Below are 16,095 nucleotides of genomic sequence, written 5' to 3'. Positions count from 1 at the left end.
TGCACTGTCTATCAAAACAGCACGGGTTGCTCGATGGTGTATAGGGAATCAGTATGGCAAGGAAAAAAGTGTCTACCGGTTCAGCTAATGTAGCAAAAAAGTGTCTAGTAAAATCAGGTAAAGTCATCATACGGATGAATCAACCAACTCATACGCATGAACCGAGCAACTCATGCGGATGACTTGAGCAACTCATGCGGATGACTTGAGCAACTCATACGCATCACTTCTCATCTTCATACGCATCAAATCAGTAGCTTATATTGTTGATATTAATGGTGTATCCTTTTAAGAAGAAATAATGATACAGAGTTCGTATTATTTTAGATTCGTCGAACTTATGTTATCTTATGATAATTTTTCAAGACTTATTGTATTTTCTATTATTGCTGTTCGGTAAAACGACTGTCTTTGCGCATGGTTATACGCTTTTTGTCTTACAACTCAAAGGTAATCAAAAAGGCTGATACCTCGTGAGAAGTGTCAACCTTAATTTTATAGGTAGCTAAAAAAACTTACCAGACAGCAATATTGTTAAATGGGATTTTTATTCTTCTATACTTTCGGCTTCTCCCTGAACGACAAAGAAAACATCATCTGCCTCATACGGTCCCATTCCATCTTTCTTCGCTTCCTTTAGAATATAATCTACAATAACATCCTGGTCAACATTAATAAAACCATCTTTATCAGGTTTCTGTTCCAGTATACCACTATTCGTATAATAATCTGTAATCACATCAACGATATAATACAAATCAGTATCCGTAAACTTATTCTTTAATTCCTGCGGAAGAAAATTTCGAATGTATTGAATAGTTTTCAAATCATCTTCAGCGCCTTCTATTAAGAAATCGTCATCTTGTGCCATAATAAATATATTAAAGTAATTTCTTGAATTTCTCTTCAATAGTCGACTTGGGAGCTGCTCCTACCATCTTATCTACAATCTCACCATTTTTAATGAACAAAACTGTCGGTATGTTACGAATGCCATATTCAGAAGCTAAATAATTATTCTCATCCACATCACATTTCACTGTAGTAATCCGGTCAGCATACTGTTCACCCAAAGCTTCAATATCCGGCCCGATCTTTCTACATGGTCCGCACCATGTAGCCCAAAAATCAATCACTATCGGCTTACTACCGCTTAATACCTCTTTAGAATTCTGATCTGTAATTTTTGAAACCATAATTGAAATATTTAATCATTATACTTTTGTTTACTTACAAATTTGATACCATAATGGGTAAACGAAAAAGAAATTAATTATCAAGCACTTCTTCCATAACAGGCAGTTCCTCTTCCTCGACTTCATCCTTTTTCAATCGGTGAAGTTTATCACTCTTTGTAATACCATCATTTATCTGATAATCTATACGAGGCTGACTATCCAAAAAATCCATTAATTCTTTATGGACAGATATACTTCCCTTACGAGTTGACATAGTAATTTGAGATACCTGATCATCATCAAAAATCATGAAACAAAGTTCTGCGTTCCCCGGATTATCCTTCACTTGTTCATTGAATTCTGCCACAAAGTCCTCGTTGATGCAAGAAAGCGGAACCTTAACCATCAGTTTTTGAATGGCACGCTCTTTCACTTCAGGCAATAGCTCTATGGTGTTTATGGCTATCTCATACTCATCCTGCCTCCATTTTTTCGGTTGACAACGACCACGCATGAAGAGGAACATCCCCGGAGCAAAATATTTCTCTTTATCCAACCAATCTCGATCAAAAAAGACAAATTCATGCGCTCCGCTATAATCCTCAATTTTCACTTTGCCCATCGGATTCCCACGCTTTGTTGTCATTTGCTTTGTCTCTGTAACAATACCTCCCACAGTGATATCTTTATCATATAATGAAGAAAGATCATCCAAATCGGTCATCCTGACATTACATACATTCTCAAGAATAACAGCATATTCATCTAACGGATGAGCCGATAAGTAGATGCCAACCAAATCACGCTCCTTGTTTAGCCGCTCCAAATCAGACCAAGCTTCTCCCCGTTGAATTTCAGGTGTTGCAATCTCAATACCTCCCATATCGCCGAAAAGAGAATTTGCCGAACTTTGCTGATCTGCTTGATATTTTACTCCATAACGGACAAGTATATCACTAAACATCTCTCCTTTGGAATTCAAAACAAAGAAATCTTCACGATGAATCTCTTTAAAATTATCAAATGCTCCTGCTAAAGCCAGACTTTCTATTGTTTTCTTATTGCATGCAGACAAATTGACACGCTGGACAAAATCGAAAATACTTTTAAACGGGCCATTCTTTTCACGCTCTTCAACGATACTTTCCACTGCAGCTTCTCCAACGCCTTTAACTGCGCCCATACCAAAACGAATCTCACCTTTTTTATTTGCGCTAAACTTCAAACGACTCTCATTTACATCTGGTCCCAACGTTGGGATTCCTAAGGATTTGCATTCGGCCATCAGCTTGGTTATCTCTTTTATGTCATTCTTTCTACGGCTCATAATAGCCGCCATAAACTCTGCCGGATAATGAGCTTTAAGGTATGCGGTCTGATAGGCTACCCAAGAATAGCAGGTGGCATGCGACTTATTAAATGCATAAGACGCGAACTTCTCCCAATCGCTCCATATTTTCTCAAGGATTTTTGGATCGTATCCATTTTCCTGTCCCTGTTTAATGAACTTAGGCTTCATTGCATCTACAATAGCTTTCTTTTTCTTACCCATCGCCTTTCGCAAAGCATCACTCTCGCCTCGGGTAAAATTAGCTAACTGACGACTGAGCAACATGACCTGCTCTTGATATACTGTGATTCCATAAGTATCTTTCAAATATTTCTCCATACATGGAATATCGTATTTTATTTCTTCCTTTCCGTTCTTTCGGGCAATGAATGAAGGGATATAATCCATAGGTCCCGGACGATAAAGGGCATTCATGGCTATCAAATCTTCAAAAACAGTCGGCTTTAACTCGCGCAGATACTTCTGCATGCCCGGAGATTCAAACTGAAACGTGCCAATTGTCCGTCCCTCTTGATATAACTTGTATGTGAGTTCATCATCAATAGGAATCGTATCCAAGTCAATATCTGCTCCTACTGTATCATGTATATTCTGAACAGCTTCTTTCAACTCGGAAAGGGTTTTTAGACCTAAAAAGTCCATCTTAATCAATCCGGTCGATTCAATGACATGCCCATCATACTGTGTACAATTTGTCTTCTTTCCCGGAAAATCAGGGTCGTCTGCTGTTGAGAGAGGAACCCAATCGCTAATGGGCCCACGGCAGATAATGAAGCCACAGGCATGAATACCCGTTCCACGAATAGTACCTTCCAACTTTTTCGCGTATTTTATGGTATCCGAAAGATTCTTGTCCGTAGCAACTTCTGCTTCTTGGAGAGAAGGCGTACATTTAATAGCATTTGTCAAATTCATTTTCAATCCATCCGGCAAGCGATCCGGGATATCCTTACAAAGTTTGTTTGCCGTATCCAACGGCACTTTCTCCACTCGAGCCACATCCTTGATAGAATTCTTCGTGGCCATACTTGCATAAGTAATGATATGCGCGCAATTCTCATGTCCATACTTGTCGGCAACCCAATTGAGTACCTTCCCGCGTCCGTCATCATCAAAATCAGTGTCAATATCAGGTAATGAAATACGGTCAGGATTCAGGAAACGCTCAAACAGCAAATCGTATTTTATCGGGTCAATCTTTGTGATTCCCAAACAATAAGCAACAACAGATCCCGCGGCTGAGCCACGACCTGGTCCAACCATTACTCCGAGTTCGTTACGAGCTGCATTGATAAAATCTTGAACTATAAGAAAGTATCCGGGGAATCCCATGGTCTTCATGACATGCAATTCAAACTTAATCCTGTCAAACACTTCTTGTGGAATCGGATCACCATACCGCTTCTTTGCGCCATCATAAGCCAACTTTGCTAAATACTCAGCTTCAAATTTAATTCTGTAAAGTTTATCGTATCCACCTAAGTGTTCGATTTTCTTCTTTCCTGTTTCCTCATTTAGCTGATTTTCTCCGTTTTCATCGCTGGTGAATTCGTCATATAGTTGTTTCTCGGTATACTTCTTACGCACATCCTCCTCTGTACCGAATTCCTTCGGAATAGGGAAAAACGGCATGATAGGATCCATATCTATGCTATAGGTCTCTACCTTATTTAATATCTCAAGCGTATTGCTCAATGTCTCAGGAACATCAGCAAAGATTTCATTCATTTCCTTCTTTGTCTTGAACCACTCTTGTTTAGAATAAAGCATACGAGTAGGGTCATCCAAATCTTTTCCAGTCGAAAGACAAAGCAATATATCGTGAGCTTCAGCATCGTCCTCATCCACAAAATGGCAATCGTTAGTGCAGATCACTTTTATACCATATTCCTTTGCCAGCTCAAAGATTACCTTATTTGCTTTTTGTTGAAGGGGATAGGTATCTCTGTTCGCATGAATATTAGGGTTTGTTACCTCATGACGCTGTATTTCCAGATAATAATCATCACCGAACAAATTATGATACCATTCAATAGCCTCCCGAGCACCTTTCATATCACCTTTTAAAATCTTTGATGGCACTTCTCCGGCTATACAAGCAGAACAAACAATTAAATCCTCATGATATTTTTCAAGATCTTTTCGGTCAGTTCGAGGACGCTGATAAAATCCATCGACCCAAGAACGGGAAACCAACTTAATCAGGTTCTTATAACCGTTTTTATTTTTAGCCAAAACAATCAGATGATAACCGCTTATATCACCGTTCTCTTTCACTTTATCTTCCTTATTGTGATGAGCAACGTACATCTCGCAACCAAAAATAGGTTTGAAAAGCTCCTTACCTTCCTTTTTCCGGTCGTCATTAATCTTATTACAATAATCAAAAAATTCCTTGATACTGAACATGTTGCCATGATCCGTAATGGCAAGTCCTTTCATTCCATCAGTAATAGCCTTGTTGACCAATTTGGGTATTCGTGACATACCATCAAGTATAGAATAATGTGTATGTACGTGTAAATGAACAAAATCTTCCATATATATCCTTTCAAAAGTACTCAAAGATACCGCTAATAACTTTTACTTGCAAAAACTTCTTAAAGAAGTTATTAACAATCCATACGGCTAACAGAAAAACGCAAATAGCCATCCAATTAGCCGGTCTTTTATTTGCAGGTTGAATAAAATAGACGTATTTTTGCCTTGTTTTAAGTCATTCAGATGAACAAAATTAAGAAATTAAAAAAGATAAGACTTCATCGTGAAGGTACAGAAATACTGATTGGCAGTGCTGTCGCCCTTATCATTCTAAATGCTGCAATATTTTACTTATTCAGCAGTAAGATTCCTTTTTATATTCTTGCAGCTATAAGTTGCGTCGTTTACGGACTGATGGTAAACTTCTTTCAATGCCCTGTTCGTCTATTTGAAGAAGACACTGAAAAAGTAGTCGTCGCGCCTGCTGATGGAAAGATTGTAGTAGCACAAGAGGTAGAGGAAACGGAATTCCTGCGTCAACGCTGTATCATGATTTCCATTTTCATGAGCCTGACTAATGTACATGCCAACTGGTACCCTGTGGATGGAATTGTTAAAAAGGTCTATCATCAAGACGGAAGGTTTCAAGCAGCTTACCTTCCCAAAGCCAGCACAGAGAACGAACGTTCGGCTATTATAATAGAAACTCCTGAAGGAACGGAAATACTGATACGTCAGATTGCCGGAGCTATTGCCCGACGCATTGTGACATACGCCAGCGAAGGTGAAAATTGCTTTATCGACGAACACATGGGATTTATTAAGTTTGGGTCCCGTGTAGACGTATACCTGCCACTCGGTACAGAAGTATGTGTTAAGATGGGACAAAAGACGACAGGAAACCAAACTGTCATTGCCCGCCTAAAGTAAGTTGCTATGGCAAATTGCATCGTTCGAAATATTCCCAATGCTGTCACTTGCGGCAATCTGTTCTCCGGTTGTATTGCTGCTGTTATGGCCTTCCAACAAAACTATGAAGCTGCTGTCGGATTCATTATTCTTGGCGCGATATTCGATTTTTTCGATGGAATGTTTGCCCGTCTGTTACATGTTTCCGCCCCAATGGGAAAGGAATTGGATTCGTTAGCCGATGATATCACTTTTGGATTTGCTCCGGCAGCTATCGTTTTCTCACTATTTAAAGAAGTTCATTATCCCGGATTTATGGTATCATGGACATGTTGGATGCCTTATACTGCGTTTTTAATAGCTGTATTCTCCGCTCTGCGCTTGGGAAAATTCAATATTGATCCGCGTCAGAGCACTTCATTTATCGGATTACCTACTCCGGCTAACGCTCTTTTTTGGGGAGCACTGGTAGTCGGCGCGCGCGCTTGGCTCACATCGGATGCATTCAACGCGCTATATCTGTTTATTTTAGTCATCATCTTCTCACTGCTACTCGTTGCTGAGATTCCGATGTTTTCTCTGAAATTTCATAATTTAAGATGGCAGGATAATAAAATTCGATTCATTTTTCTTATCGTCTGCGTCCCTTTACTTGTCTTTATGAGAATTAGCGGGATTGCCGCAATCATTATATGGTATATTCTTCTATCGTTTCTAACAAAGAAGAAAGTATAATTTAAAGCCTTTTCCAACTATGCATATCCTTTTGTTCTTTTTATCGCTTATTCTGATATTCATTTTCATCGGACTTTACATCATCAGTAAAGCTGTGAATGGATTCTCCAATTTGTTTAAGACCAAAAAGCGGCAACCTCGCCAACCGATTGACGAGGAACGTAACCTTTCCAATTATGCTCACTCAACAGGAAAGATTTTCAAAGAAGATGAAGGGGAATACATTGACTTTGAAGAAAAGAAAGAGGACTGATTTCATCTTTTACTTTTAAAGAAGTCTGTTATAAGGCGGGCACATTCCTCTGCCATGACACCGCTGATAACTTCAGTCTTAGGATGTAATGCATTGGGAGCGAATTTATGGTATCCACGTTTTTCATCCGAAGCGCCATAAACGAGACGCCCCATTTGTGCCCAACCGATGGCTCCCGCACACATCACACACGGCTCCACTGTAACATAAATGGTACATTCATTCAAATACTTCCCGTCAAGTGTGTTTGCCGCGGCAGTAATAGCCTGCATCTCGGCATGAGCGGTCACGTCGCGGAGCGTTTCTGTCAGGTTATGCCCCCGACCAACTACTTGATTTCCGCAAATCACCACGGCACCCACCGGAACCTCGCCCGCGTCAGCAGCTTTCTTAGCCTCTTGTAAGGCCTGTTTCATATAAAAGATATCATCTGCCATATCGTCATTATTTTCCACAAATTTAGTTTTCGTTCTTCAATAATGCAATAAATTGCGTAATTTTGCAATCAGAAAATAGACAGACCCATGGCTGAGCATAATAAATTAGGGAAAGCAGGCGAAGAAGCAGCATCCCGCTACTTAATAAGTAACGACTATGTCATTAGGCATCGTGACTGGAAAAACGAAAAGCGGGACTTAGACATCGTGGCTGAGAAAGATGGCAAATTAATCATCGTCGAAGTAAAAACCCGCGCCGATGAAGAATATGGAGAACCGAAAGACGCTGTGACAAATAAAAAAATCCGGCATATCATTGAGTCGACCGACGCGTATATAAACAAGTATAATATAGACTTGCCAATACGTTTTGATATTATCTCTGTAACCGGAAAAGAACCGCCATTCCATATAGAACATTTCCCTGACGCGTTCTACCCACCCATTTGGTAATAAAAATAACTTAACATGAGCAATACCGCTTTTCCTTTGATACACGTTGAGGAAATAAACTCTACCAACAGTTACCTGAGTGCTCTTTGTGAAAAACAAGAGGTAGCCGATTTTACTGTCGTGCTCTCTGAATTCCAGTCGGAAGGACGCGGACAACGAGGTAACTCATGGGAATCGGATCCGCATAGAAACCTCACGTTCAGTTATGTGCTACATCCTTACTTTATAGATGTGCATCATCAGTTTTTACTTTCCGAAATAGCCTCTCTCGCTGTAAAAGACACGTTATCGGTTTATACCAATGACATTTCCATCAAGTGGCCGAACGATATCTATTGGAAAGATAAAAAAATCTGCGGAATGCTTATTGAGAACAACCTGACAAATACGTGTATCAATTGGAGCGTCAACGGAATAGGCATTAACATTAATCAGGAGACATTCCATAGTTCTGCCCCTAATCCTGTATCATTAAAACAGATTACAGGAAAAGAATACCAACCAAGGGATATTCTGAACCGGTTCATAGAACAGCTGATGGAATATTACGACATGCTTCGCAATGGAGAAAATAGGAAAGTAGACAGACTTTACCGCCATTCGTTGTTTCATCGCGAAGGTTTCCACACCTATAAAGACAAAATAGGAATATTCAAGGCAAAGATTACCGATATTGAGCCTAACGGACGCATTGTGCTGACAGATCAGTCGGGCAACGGGAAACGCTACATGTTTAAAGAAGTAGAATACATACTGTAATTATGGATAAGACCAATCGGCAGATTCTTCAAATAGCGCTTCCATCCATTGTATCGAATATCACAGTTCCCTTGTTAGGACTAATAGATGTTGCCATCACGGGACATTTGGGCGCGACTTCGTATATCGGAGCCATCGCTGTCGGAGGCATGCTTTTCAATATTATTTATTGGGTGTTCGGATTCCTCCGGATGGGTACCGGCGGAATGGTCGCTCAAGCCTTCGGGCGTCGGGATCGACAGGAGATTATCCGTTTACTGCTCCGCTCTGTTACGGTTGCCTTTTCTATTGCCATGATGCTGGTAATGGCTCAAAAACTCATCAATCTGATTGCGTTTGCCTTGATAGAAGCGTCTCCGGAAGTTCGGGAATACGCTAAAATTTATTTCAGCATTTGCATTTGGGGAGCTCCTGCCGTACTTGGGCTATATAGTTTTAACGGATGGTTCATCGGCATGCAGAACACCCGAATTCCAATGTTTATCGCCATTACTCAAAACATGGTGAACATCTTCACCAGTCTGCTCTTGGTCTACGTACTGAATTTAAAGATAGAAGGAGTTGCCACCGGAACTGTTGTCGCGCAATATGCCGGATTCTTTATGGCTTACGGATTATGGCGTAAGAACTATCGGCATCTTAAACCACATATCTCTTTCGACGGGCTGTTCGAACGGACTGCCATGATGAAGTTTTTCAAAGTGAACCGCGACATCTTCTTCCGGACCATTTGTCTGGTAGCTGTTACCGTATATTTTACATCGGCAGGCTCCGCGCAAGGAGAAGTGATATTAGCCGTTAACACCTTACTGATGGAGCTTTTTATGCTCGATTCTTACATCATGGACGGATTTGCATACGCAGGTGAGGCTTTAACCGGCCGGTTTATCGGAGCGGAAGATAAAAATTCGCTACGCGTCACAATTAAACGATTATTTATATGGGGAGCGGGGTTGGCTGCCATATTTACCATACTATATGCTGTTGCCGGTATTCCGTTCTTGCATATACTCACCAACGACCAATCGGTCATTGCCGCGTCTAAGGAGTATTTCTTCTGGGTGTTGCTCATTCCGTACGGCGGATTCGCGGCATTCCTTTTCGACGGCATCTTTACCGGAGCCACTGCTACAAAAATGATGCTTCAATCGATGTTCATTGCCACGCTCAGTTTCTTTATACTTTATTTCAGTCTGCGTGGTATATGGGGGAATCATGCCCTCTGGTTCTCCTTTATCGTTTATCTTCTATTAAGAGGTGTTTTGCAAGGTTGGTTAGGCAGAAAAATCATCTCGTAACCGGCAGCGATTTCCATCACCACAGCCGATGTATCATTTTTCATATCGTTTTTGTCGACGACAGGCCTTCTTTTCACGTAAAAGCACTGTCGAGCAGCTCGCCGATTCATTTTCTTGTGTAAAAGCACTGTCGAGCAGCTCGCCGATTCATTTTCTTGTGTAAAAGCATTGTCGAGCAGCTCGCCGATTCATTTTCTTGTGTAAAAGCACTGTCGAGCAGCTCGCCGATTCATTTTCTTGTGTAAAAGCACTGTCGAGCAGCTCGCCGATTCATTTTCTTGTGTAAAAGCACTGTCGAGCAGTTGAAAACAATCGTCCCACGCTTCACATCGATTGAAACGTGGGACGAGGAAGGGTTGAAAAAACTAAAACTGTTGTTATTGCGTCAAAAATGCCGAAAGTGTAAGAATCCGGCAGTTGCCTACGGTTTCCATGGCAAGCAAATCATCATCGCCGGTCAGCAAGAAATCCGCGTCCGACACAAGCGATAGCCCAAGCAGAAAATCGTCTTTCGGATCACGGCAATGTTGTGTCGGTTCTATCGGCGAATGATACTCGCAACGCTTGCGCAGAAAAGAGAGTAGCAATCGGCAGGATGTTTCGCTGAAATACTTTTGGAACTTGGGACGGCGAACCACCGCCATGATTTCCTCTTCCAATTCTTGAGACATCACGATAGCCGTTTTCCCATTTCCAATGATTTCTTTCAAGGAAAGTGTTACATTGCCTTTTATCAGAAAACTTATCCAAAGGTTCGTGTCGATAACAATTTTCATTGCTTGCCGTTGTAACGCTCTTCTCTAACCAATTTGCATTCACGGTCGATATCCTCCTGCGCAATGTTATCTGTGTGAAAGGCTGTCAGCAGTTCGTCCATATCTTTATTCAGAACATCCTGTTCATACGTCTTGCTACGCAATCTACCCAATCTCTTGATGTAATTAATAGCTTTTTTCATCAATTCGGCATCATTCGAGATATAGTTCAACTGTCGTTGTAGCTCTTCGTTTAATTGAAGTGTATTCATATCCTTGCCTCCTTATTGTTTAGTTGTTACGGTGCGAATATAGTTATTTTTACACGCAATAGCAAGTGGAAAGCGAGAAAATAATCGTCCTACGCTTCGTGTTGAGCGCGGTATCGAGTTTCTGACAACCTCGTTTATTCAAACAGCTCCCGATGAATGTAAAAGTTATAATTTCCTATTATTAATACCTATTCTTCATTATATCAATTATTTTTTGTTATTTCGCAACATAAAATAAACACTTATGAGTAAGCTGTCACATAGCATTTTATTAATGGTACTCGTGCTGGTAAATACTGCGTGCAGGCATAAAAAAGATGATCCTACTCCGGAACCAATCACAACACGTACCGTCTTAGTTTATATGGCTGCCGATAATTCCCTCGGGCAACTTGATTTGGCATCGGATGACATAGAAGAATTGAGAAAAGGAGTATTGTCGACCAACAGTAAAACGGACAATTTGTTATATTACATCGATAATTACTCCGGCAACCCGCGCTTGGTTAAATTAGACATCAACGGCACGACTTATCAAGAAACCACTGTCAAAACTTATCCGGAACATAACTCTGTATCGGTGAACACCATGAGTCAGGTAATAGCGGACGTGAAAGCCGCCTATCCCGCAACATCCTACGGATTGGTTCTCTGGTCGCATGCAGACGGATGGGTTCCTTCTGCCAAAGCGACCGTGGCGAGCAGTACTACCCGTTGGTGGGGAGAGGATGCCGGTTTTTACTCGTATATGGATATTCCTGATTTGAAAACGGTTCTTTCTTCCGCGCCGCGTTTTTCTTTTATCCTTTTTGACGCTTGCTTTATGAGCAGCGCGGAAGTGATTTACGAACTGCGCGACTACTGCGATTATCTCATAGCCTGTCCTGCGGAGATTCCCGGTCCGGGCGCGTATTATCCCGATGTGGTTCCCGCTATGTTCAATTACATGGATACGGAAGCAAATAATGTCGGCCTGTCAATAGCCTCAGCGTATTATACCCATTATGCCAACTCCTATAATCCCGCCATACCGAACAGCAACAACAACTGGACTGCCGGAGTATGTATAGAAGCTGTTAAAACAAAGAACATAGATATGCTTGCTTCTGCCACGAATAACATTATTACCGCGCATATTCATGACTCTGAAGCCATTGATGCTTCCGGTATTTACAACTACGATAACCGGCAGGCCAAAAGGTACTATCATGATATGAAAGAATTCATTCAACATATAGCAAACGCAAAGGAGTACGCTGAATGGAAAAGCGCTTTTGATAAAGCGGTTATATATTGGGCTGCCACTCCAAAGATTTATACGGCAGCAAAATCTGATGTGGTAGAAGTAGATAACAACGCGGGCGGACTATCTGTCTATCTTCCAAACAGCGGTCAACCATCACTGAATACTTACTTAAAAAAACTTGAGTGGTACCGAGCGGCAGGCTGGAACAGTACAGGTTGGTAACAAGATTATAAATTCACAACAATATGACAAGATTTAAACGTATATTATTGAAGTTGAGCGGTGAGAGCTTGGCCGGAGAAAAAGGATACGGCATTGATGAGAATCATCTTGCCGAGTACGCGCGACAGATTAAAGAAATCCATGATATGGGTGTTCAGATTGGCATTGTCATCGGGGGAGGGAATATTTTCCGTGGGCTGAGCGGCGCGGCTAAAGGATTCGACCGTGTGAAAGGCGACCAGATGGGCATGTGCGCTACCGTCATCAATAGTTTGGGGCTAAGCAGCGCGTTGGGCGCTATAGGCGTCTCTACCCGTGTATTGACCGCCATCCGTATGGAACCTGTCGGGGAGTTCTATAATAAATGGAAAGCCATTCGTCATTTGGAGAACAACGAAGTAGTTATTCTGGCAGCCGGAACAGGCAATCCTTATTTCACCACCGATACAGGCTCTTCTTTAAGAGGATTGGAGATTGAAGCAGATGTTATGCTAAAGGGTACCCGTGTCGATGGCGTCTACACTGCCGACCCCGAAAAAGATCCGACCGCGACAAAGTTTGATGATATCAGTTATGACGAAGTGCTGGAACGTAATCTGAAAGTGATGGACTTGTCGGCTATTGTGATGTGCCGCGATAATAACTTACCTATCTACGTATTTTATATGGATAAGCCGGGCAATCTGAAGAGAGTTGTCGAAGGAGAAAACATCGGTACTTACGTACATCGCTAAAAATTATTCGATGAAACATTGACAATACCGAATAGAATCTCTATATTTGTTCAAATATCAAACTTTAAATATATAATTATGGCAGACGCTAAAACTTATCTCAACGAAGCTGAGAAGAAAATGACGAATGCAGTCGAGCATTTGAAGGATACATTGGCTCATATCCGTGCAGGTAAAGCAGATATCCGTCTACTCGATGGCATCAAGGTTGAATCATACGGAACGTTGATGGCAATCTCGAATGTCGCGGCCATCACTACGCCCGATCAGCGCAGCATCGCTATCAAACCTTGGGACAAGAATATGTTCCGCCCCATAGAAAAAGCCATCATCGACTCATCGCTCGGCATTATGCCGGAAAACAATGGTGAAATTATCCGCCTTGGCATTCCCCCGTTAACAGAGGAACGTCGTAAACAATTGAGCAAGCAGTGCAAAAGTGAAGCGGAAGAGGCAAAGATGAGTGTCCGCAACGCTCGTCGCGACGCTATTGAAGCCTTGAAGAAAGCAGTTAAAAACGATGGCATGGCCGAAGATGTTCAGAAAGACTCGGAAGGTAAATTACAAAAAACTCATGATAAATTCATGAAGTTAATTGATGAAATCTTAGCAGAGAAGAACAAAGAAATCATGACCGTTTAATACCGATAAGCGTGCGAGGACTTGTTGTTAGGAACACGGGCAGTTGGTATGAGGTAAAAACCGATGACGACCGGCTTGTTGAATGTAAGATAAAAGGCAATTTCAGGCTCAAAGGAATCAGAAGCACCAATCCGGTAGCCGTCGGCGACTATGTGGACATCGTAGAAAATAAAGAAGGTACCGCCTTTATTACAGAAATTAAAGACCGCAAGAACTACATTATCCGTAAAGCGTCAAACTTATCGAAACAATCGCATATACTGGCCGCTAATCTCGACCAGTGCATGTTGATTGTTACTATTAATCATCCCGAAACAAATCTAATTTTTATCGACCGCTTCTTAGCTACGGCGGAAGCGTATCGTGTACCTGTTTCTTTGGTATTCAACAAGACAGACTTATTGGACAAGGAAGAACAGCAGAGACAAGACGAACTGATAAACATCTATACGAAGATAAATTACCCGTGCTTTAAAGTCTCTGCCAAACTTCAGACAGGTATGGAGGAGTTGAAAAACGGATTGAAAGGGAAAGTAACCCTTCTTGCCGGAAACTCGGGAGTAGGGAAGTCGACACTGATAAATGCGCTTCTGCCCGATTTGAATATCAAAACCGGCGAGGTTTCCGAGTCGAGTAACCGAGGAACACATACCACCACATTCTCTGAAATGTACGAATTGCCGGGCGGAGGCTATATCATAGATACTCCGGGCATTAAAGGATTCGGCACATTCGATATGGAAGAAGAAGAAGTAAGCCATTACTTCCGTGAGATTTTTAAAACCTCGTCCGGTTGCAAATATGGTAATTGCACCCATACGCACGAACCCGACTGCGCTGTCCTTGAAGCCGTTCGGAAACATGAAATAGCTGAATCGCGTTACATATCCTATCTCAGTATGTTGGAAGATAAAAATGAAAAGAAATATCGTGAAGCTTATTAATTTACTGTGGAAAATTTAAAACTTATGCTCTTTCAGGCGAGAGAACGCGTCATCGCACGCTTGATTTAAGCATTAAATAACATTATATCATGAAGAAAAATCTCCTATTTATATTCGTATTACTTTGTACATTCAGTGCTACTTATGCAGTTAAGCCGAAAAAACAAATTGTTAATACCAAAGAAGTCGGACTGGCTACCATCAATCGGAATATGGCAGAAGCACATATCAACTTCTTGGCCGGTGATAATCTAAAAGGTCGTGAGGCAGGAACAAGCTTTGGAAGAATAGCAGGAGACTATATCATATCTATGCTGAAACAATGGGATATAGCTCCTCTGTTCGAGACATACGAACAGCCCTTCTCGGCTTATCGCAGAGAACGGCAACATAACAAAGACCGATTTGAAGTGAATCTCGATTCCATCGCCAAGTTAAAAGAAATCCCTCATCAGCGTATCAACCTTCGGAATATCTTCGGAATGATTGAAGGAAATAATCCGAATGAGTATGTGATTGTGGGAGCGCATTACGACCATGTGGGGATGGATACTCGATTAGAAGGTGATCAAATATATAACGGAGCGGATGATAACGCTTCCGGAGTATCAGCGGCATTGCAATTGGCAAGAGCGTTTAAATTATCCGGGCAAAAGCCGGAACGGACCATTATCTTTGCTTTCTGGGATGGTGAAGAAGAGGGATTGTTAGGCTCAAAATACTTCACCTTATACTGGGAAGGGATGAACAAGGTGAAAAGCTACATGAACTTCGATATGATAGGGCGAAACAACAAAGAAGACCGTCCCATGCACTTCGTTTATTTCTATACGCAGGCATATCCGGCTTTTGAGCAATGGTTGAGATCGGACATAGAGAATTATCATCTGCAGTTGGAACCGGACTACCGCGCATGGGATAATCCGGTAGGAGGAAGCGATAACGGCAGCTTTGCAAAGAAAGACGTTCCCATTATTTGGTATCATACCGACGGTCATCCGGATTATCACATGCCGAGTGACGAGCCGTTCCGCTTGAACTGGAATAAATTGGTAGAAATTACCAAGGCTGCTTATTTAGCTACTTGGCGACTGGCTAACGAAAACAGTTATTAGCATAACGAATAGGTTAAATTACTTATTCATAACACACTAAACATTACTCTTTATACCCAAAAGCGTATCACAGCTTAAACAATTGAGGTGATATGCTTGAGTTTCTGTGTTCATCAGAAGTCCTTATCAACTGATACGTACAAACGGATAAACTCATACGCATGAATCGGCAAACTCATCAGCATGAGTTGGACAACTCGTCCGCATGAACCGAGCAACTCATCCGCGTGAGTTGAGCAGTTCATCCGCGTCAGTTTTTAATGTTCTCTTGACGACGCTGTTGAATCAACCGAATAAAAAATAACGGTGTG

18 protein-coding genes are annotated in these 16,095 nt (G+C 41.5%); 11 read left to right on the top strand and 7 right to left on the bottom strand.

Features of this window, described 5'->3' with window-relative positions:
- Positions 1-547: 547 nt before the first annotated feature.
- From LO761_RS08115 to dnaE, 3 genes are all read right to left on the bottom strand, one after another.
- Positions 548-871: a hypothetical protein gene (locus tag LO761_RS08115; RefSeq protein ID WP_272817788.1), complete on the bottom strand. Its 324-nt coding sequence runs from the start codon at positions 869-871 to the stop codon at positions 548-550.
- 10 nt (positions 872-881) lie between these two features.
- Entirely contained in the window at positions 882-1,196 is a 315-nt protein-coding gene (gene trxA / locus LO761_RS08110) for a thioredoxin (protein ID WP_272817787.1), read from the bottom strand.
- 73 nt (positions 1,197-1,269) lie between these two features.
- Positions 1,270-5,070 carry a DNA polymerase III subunit alpha gene (dnaE, locus tag LO761_RS08105; protein WP_272817786.1) on the bottom strand — a complete coding sequence of 1,267 codons (3,801 nt, stop codon included), beginning with the start codon at positions 5,068-5,070 and terminating at the stop codon, positions 1,270-1,272.
- Positions 5,071-5,253: 183 nt separating this feature from the next.
- Here dnaE and LO761_RS08100 point away from each other — a divergent pair, with 183 nt between their 5' ends.
- Genes LO761_RS08100 through LO761_RS08090 form a run of 3 tightly spaced genes read left to right on the top strand, consistent with a single transcriptional unit; the run spans position 5,254 to position 6,907 of the window.
- Positions 5,254-5,940 carry a phosphatidylserine decarboxylase family protein gene (locus LO761_RS08100; protein ID WP_272817785.1) on the top strand — a complete coding sequence of 229 codons (687 nt, stop codon included), beginning with the start codon at positions 5,254-5,256 and terminating at the stop codon, positions 5,938-5,940.
- A 6-nt stretch (positions 5,941-5,946) separates the two neighbouring features.
- Positions 5,947-6,654: a CDP-diacylglycerol--serine O-phosphatidyltransferase gene (gene pssA, locus LO761_RS08095; protein ID WP_272817784.1), complete on the top strand. Its 708-nt coding sequence runs from the start codon at positions 5,947-5,949 to the stop codon at positions 6,652-6,654.
- Between the two features lie 19 nt (positions 6,655-6,673).
- A complete protein-coding gene (locus LO761_RS08090) occupies positions 6,674-6,907 on the top strand; it encodes a DUF4834 family protein (RefSeq protein WP_272817783.1) in 234 nt (77 codons plus the stop codon).
- Positions 6,908-6,909: 2 nt separating this feature from the next.
- On the opposite strand, the gene LO761_RS08085 is transcribed toward LO761_RS08090, so the two are convergent.
- Positions 6,910-7,344: a nucleoside deaminase gene (locus tag LO761_RS08085; RefSeq protein WP_272817782.1), complete on the bottom strand. Its 435-nt coding sequence runs from the start codon at positions 7,342-7,344 to the stop codon at positions 6,910-6,912.
- An 87-nt stretch (positions 7,345-7,431) separates the two neighbouring features.
- On the opposite strand from LO761_RS08085, the gene LO761_RS08080 reads away from it, so the two are divergent.
- The 3 genes from LO761_RS08080 to LO761_RS08070 are packed head-to-tail and all read left to right on the top strand — an operon-like array spanning position 7,432 to position 9,854.
- A complete protein-coding gene (locus LO761_RS08080) occupies positions 7,432-7,797 on the top strand; it encodes a YraN family protein (protein ID WP_272817781.1) in 366 nt (121 codons plus the stop codon).
- Between the two features lie 15 nt (positions 7,798-7,812).
- Positions 7,813-8,556 (top strand): biotin--[acetyl-CoA-carboxylase] ligase, encoded by a 744-nt coding sequence (locus LO761_RS08075; RefSeq protein ID WP_272817780.1) that lies wholly within the window; start codon positions 7,813-7,815, stop codon positions 8,554-8,556.
- 2 nt (positions 8,557-8,558) lie between these two features.
- The gene (locus LO761_RS08070; protein ID WP_272817779.1) at positions 8,559-9,854 is read left to right on the top strand and encodes an MATE family efflux transporter; all 1,296 of its coding nucleotides are present in this window, start codon (positions 8,559-8,561) and stop codon (positions 9,852-9,854) included.
- Between the two features lie 377 nt (positions 9,855-10,231).
- Here LO761_RS08070 and LO761_RS08065 read toward each other — a convergent pair whose 3' ends face one another.
- Both LO761_RS08065 and LO761_RS08060 read right to left on the bottom strand, forming a co-directional pair.
- Entirely contained in the window at positions 10,232-10,630 is a 399-nt protein-coding gene (locus LO761_RS08065) for a putative toxin-antitoxin system toxin component, PIN family (protein ID WP_272817778.1), read from the bottom strand.
- Complete coding sequence (locus tag LO761_RS08060) at positions 10,627-10,881, bottom strand: hypothetical protein (protein ID WP_272817777.1); 255 nt, start codon at positions 10,879-10,881, stop codon at positions 10,627-10,629. The genes LO761_RS08065 and LO761_RS08060 overlap by 4 nt, the downstream gene beginning before the upstream one ends.
- Positions 10,882-11,125: 244 nt before the next feature.
- On the opposite strand from LO761_RS08060, the gene LO761_RS08055 reads away from it, so the two are divergent.
- The 5 genes from LO761_RS08055 to LO761_RS08035 all read left to right on the top strand — a co-directional run bounded on the left by LO761_RS08055 (position 11,126) and on the right by LO761_RS08035 (position 15,784).
- Complete coding sequence (locus tag LO761_RS08055) at positions 11,126-12,349, top strand: clostripain-related cysteine peptidase (protein WP_272817776.1); 1,224 nt, start codon at positions 11,126-11,128, stop codon at positions 12,347-12,349.
- A gap of 23 nt (positions 12,350-12,372) precedes the next feature.
- Positions 12,373-13,083, top strand: coding sequence for a UMP kinase (gene pyrH, locus LO761_RS08050; protein ID WP_272817775.1), 711 nt, complete (start codon positions 12,373-12,375; stop codon positions 13,081-13,083).
- Positions 13,084-13,161: 78 nt separating this feature from the next.
- Complete coding sequence (gene frr / locus LO761_RS08045; protein WP_272817774.1) at positions 13,162-13,725, top strand: ribosome recycling factor; 564 nt, start codon at positions 13,162-13,164, stop codon at positions 13,723-13,725.
- A gap of 11 nt (positions 13,726-13,736) precedes the next feature.
- Positions 13,737-14,669 (top strand): ribosome small subunit-dependent GTPase A, encoded by a 933-nt coding sequence (gene rsgA, locus LO761_RS08040; RefSeq protein ID WP_272817773.1) that lies wholly within the window; start codon positions 13,737-13,739, stop codon positions 14,667-14,669.
- 89 nt (positions 14,670-14,758) lie between these two features.
- Positions 14,759-15,784 (top strand): M28 family metallopeptidase, encoded by a 1,026-nt coding sequence (locus LO761_RS08035; RefSeq protein WP_272817772.1) that lies wholly within the window; start codon positions 14,759-14,761, stop codon positions 15,782-15,784.
- A 113-nt stretch (positions 15,785-15,897) separates the two neighbouring features.
- Here the strand turns inward: LO761_RS08035 and LO761_RS08030 are convergent, their stop codons facing one another.
- Entirely contained in the window at positions 15,898-16,029 is a 132-nt protein-coding gene (locus tag LO761_RS08030) for a hypothetical protein (RefSeq protein ID WP_272817771.1), read from the bottom strand.
- Between the last annotated feature and the right edge of the window lie 66 nt (positions 16,030-16,095).

It is taken from the genome of Phocaeicola oris, from assembly GCF_021295095.1.
Taxonomy (GTDB): Bacteria; Bacteroidota; Bacteroidia; order Bacteroidales; family Bacteroidaceae; genus Phocaeicola; species Phocaeicola oris.
This window is presented reverse-complemented; position numbering and strand designations above follow the sequence as displayed.

What these genes read in the sequence shown, in the direction of transcription:
- LO761_RS08070 (WP_272817779.1), top strand. Translation starts at nt 8,559, where the DNA reads ATGGATAAGACCAATCGGCAGATTCTTCAAATAGCGCTTCCATCCATT.
- frr (WP_272817774.1), top strand. Translation starts at nt 13,162, where the DNA reads ATGGCAGACGCTAAAACTTATCTCAACGAAGCTGAGAAGAAAATGACG.
- LO761_RS08115 (WP_272817788.1), bottom strand. Translation starts at nt 871, where the DNA reads ATGGCACAAGATGACGATTTCTTAATAGAAGGCGCTGAAGATGATTTG.
- trxA (WP_272817787.1), bottom strand. Translation starts at nt 1,196, where the DNA reads ATGGTTTCAAAAATTACAGATCAGAATTCTAAAGAGGTATTAAGCGGT.
- LO761_RS08080 (WP_272817781.1), top strand. Translation starts at nt 7,432, where the DNA reads ATGGCTGAGCATAATAAATTAGGGAAAGCAGGCGAAGAAGCAGCATCC.
- LO761_RS08075 (WP_272817780.1), top strand. Translation starts at nt 7,813, where the DNA reads ATGAGCAATACCGCTTTTCCTTTGATACACGTTGAGGAAATAAACTCT.
- LO761_RS08055 (WP_272817776.1), top strand. Translation starts at nt 11,126, where the DNA reads ATGAGTAAGCTGTCACATAGCATTTTATTAATGGTACTCGTGCTGGTA.
- LO761_RS08090 (WP_272817783.1), top strand. Translation starts at nt 6,674, where the DNA reads ATGCATATCCTTTTGTTCTTTTTATCGCTTATTCTGATATTCATTTTC.
- LO761_RS08100 (WP_272817785.1), top strand. Translation starts at nt 5,254, where the DNA reads ATGAACAAAATTAAGAAATTAAAAAAGATAAGACTTCATCGTGAAGGT.
- dnaE (WP_272817786.1), bottom strand. Translation starts at nt 5,070, where the DNA reads ATGGAAGATTTTGTTCATTTACACGTACATACACATTATTCTATACTT.
- LO761_RS08085 (WP_272817782.1), bottom strand. Translation starts at nt 7,344, where the DNA reads ATGGCAGATGATATCTTTTATATGAAACAGGCCTTACAAGAGGCTAAG.
- LO761_RS08065 (WP_272817778.1), bottom strand. Translation starts at nt 10,630, where the DNA reads ATGAAAATTGTTATCGACACGAACCTTTGGATAAGTTTTCTGATAAAA.
- LO761_RS08060 (WP_272817777.1), bottom strand. Translation starts at nt 10,881, where the DNA reads ATGAATACACTTCAATTAAACGAAGAGCTACAACGACAGTTGAACTAT.
- LO761_RS08035 (WP_272817772.1), top strand. Translation starts at nt 14,759, where the DNA reads ATGAAGAAAAATCTCCTATTTATATTCGTATTACTTTGTACATTCAGT.
- pyrH (WP_272817775.1), top strand. Translation starts at nt 12,373, where the DNA reads ATGACAAGATTTAAACGTATATTATTGAAGTTGAGCGGTGAGAGCTTG.
- pssA (WP_272817784.1), top strand. Translation starts at nt 5,947, where the DNA reads ATGGCAAATTGCATCGTTCGAAATATTCCCAATGCTGTCACTTGCGGC.
- LO761_RS08030 (WP_272817771.1), bottom strand. Translation starts at nt 16,029, where the DNA reads ATGAACTGCTCAACTCACGCGGATGAGTTGCTCGGTTCATGCGGACGA.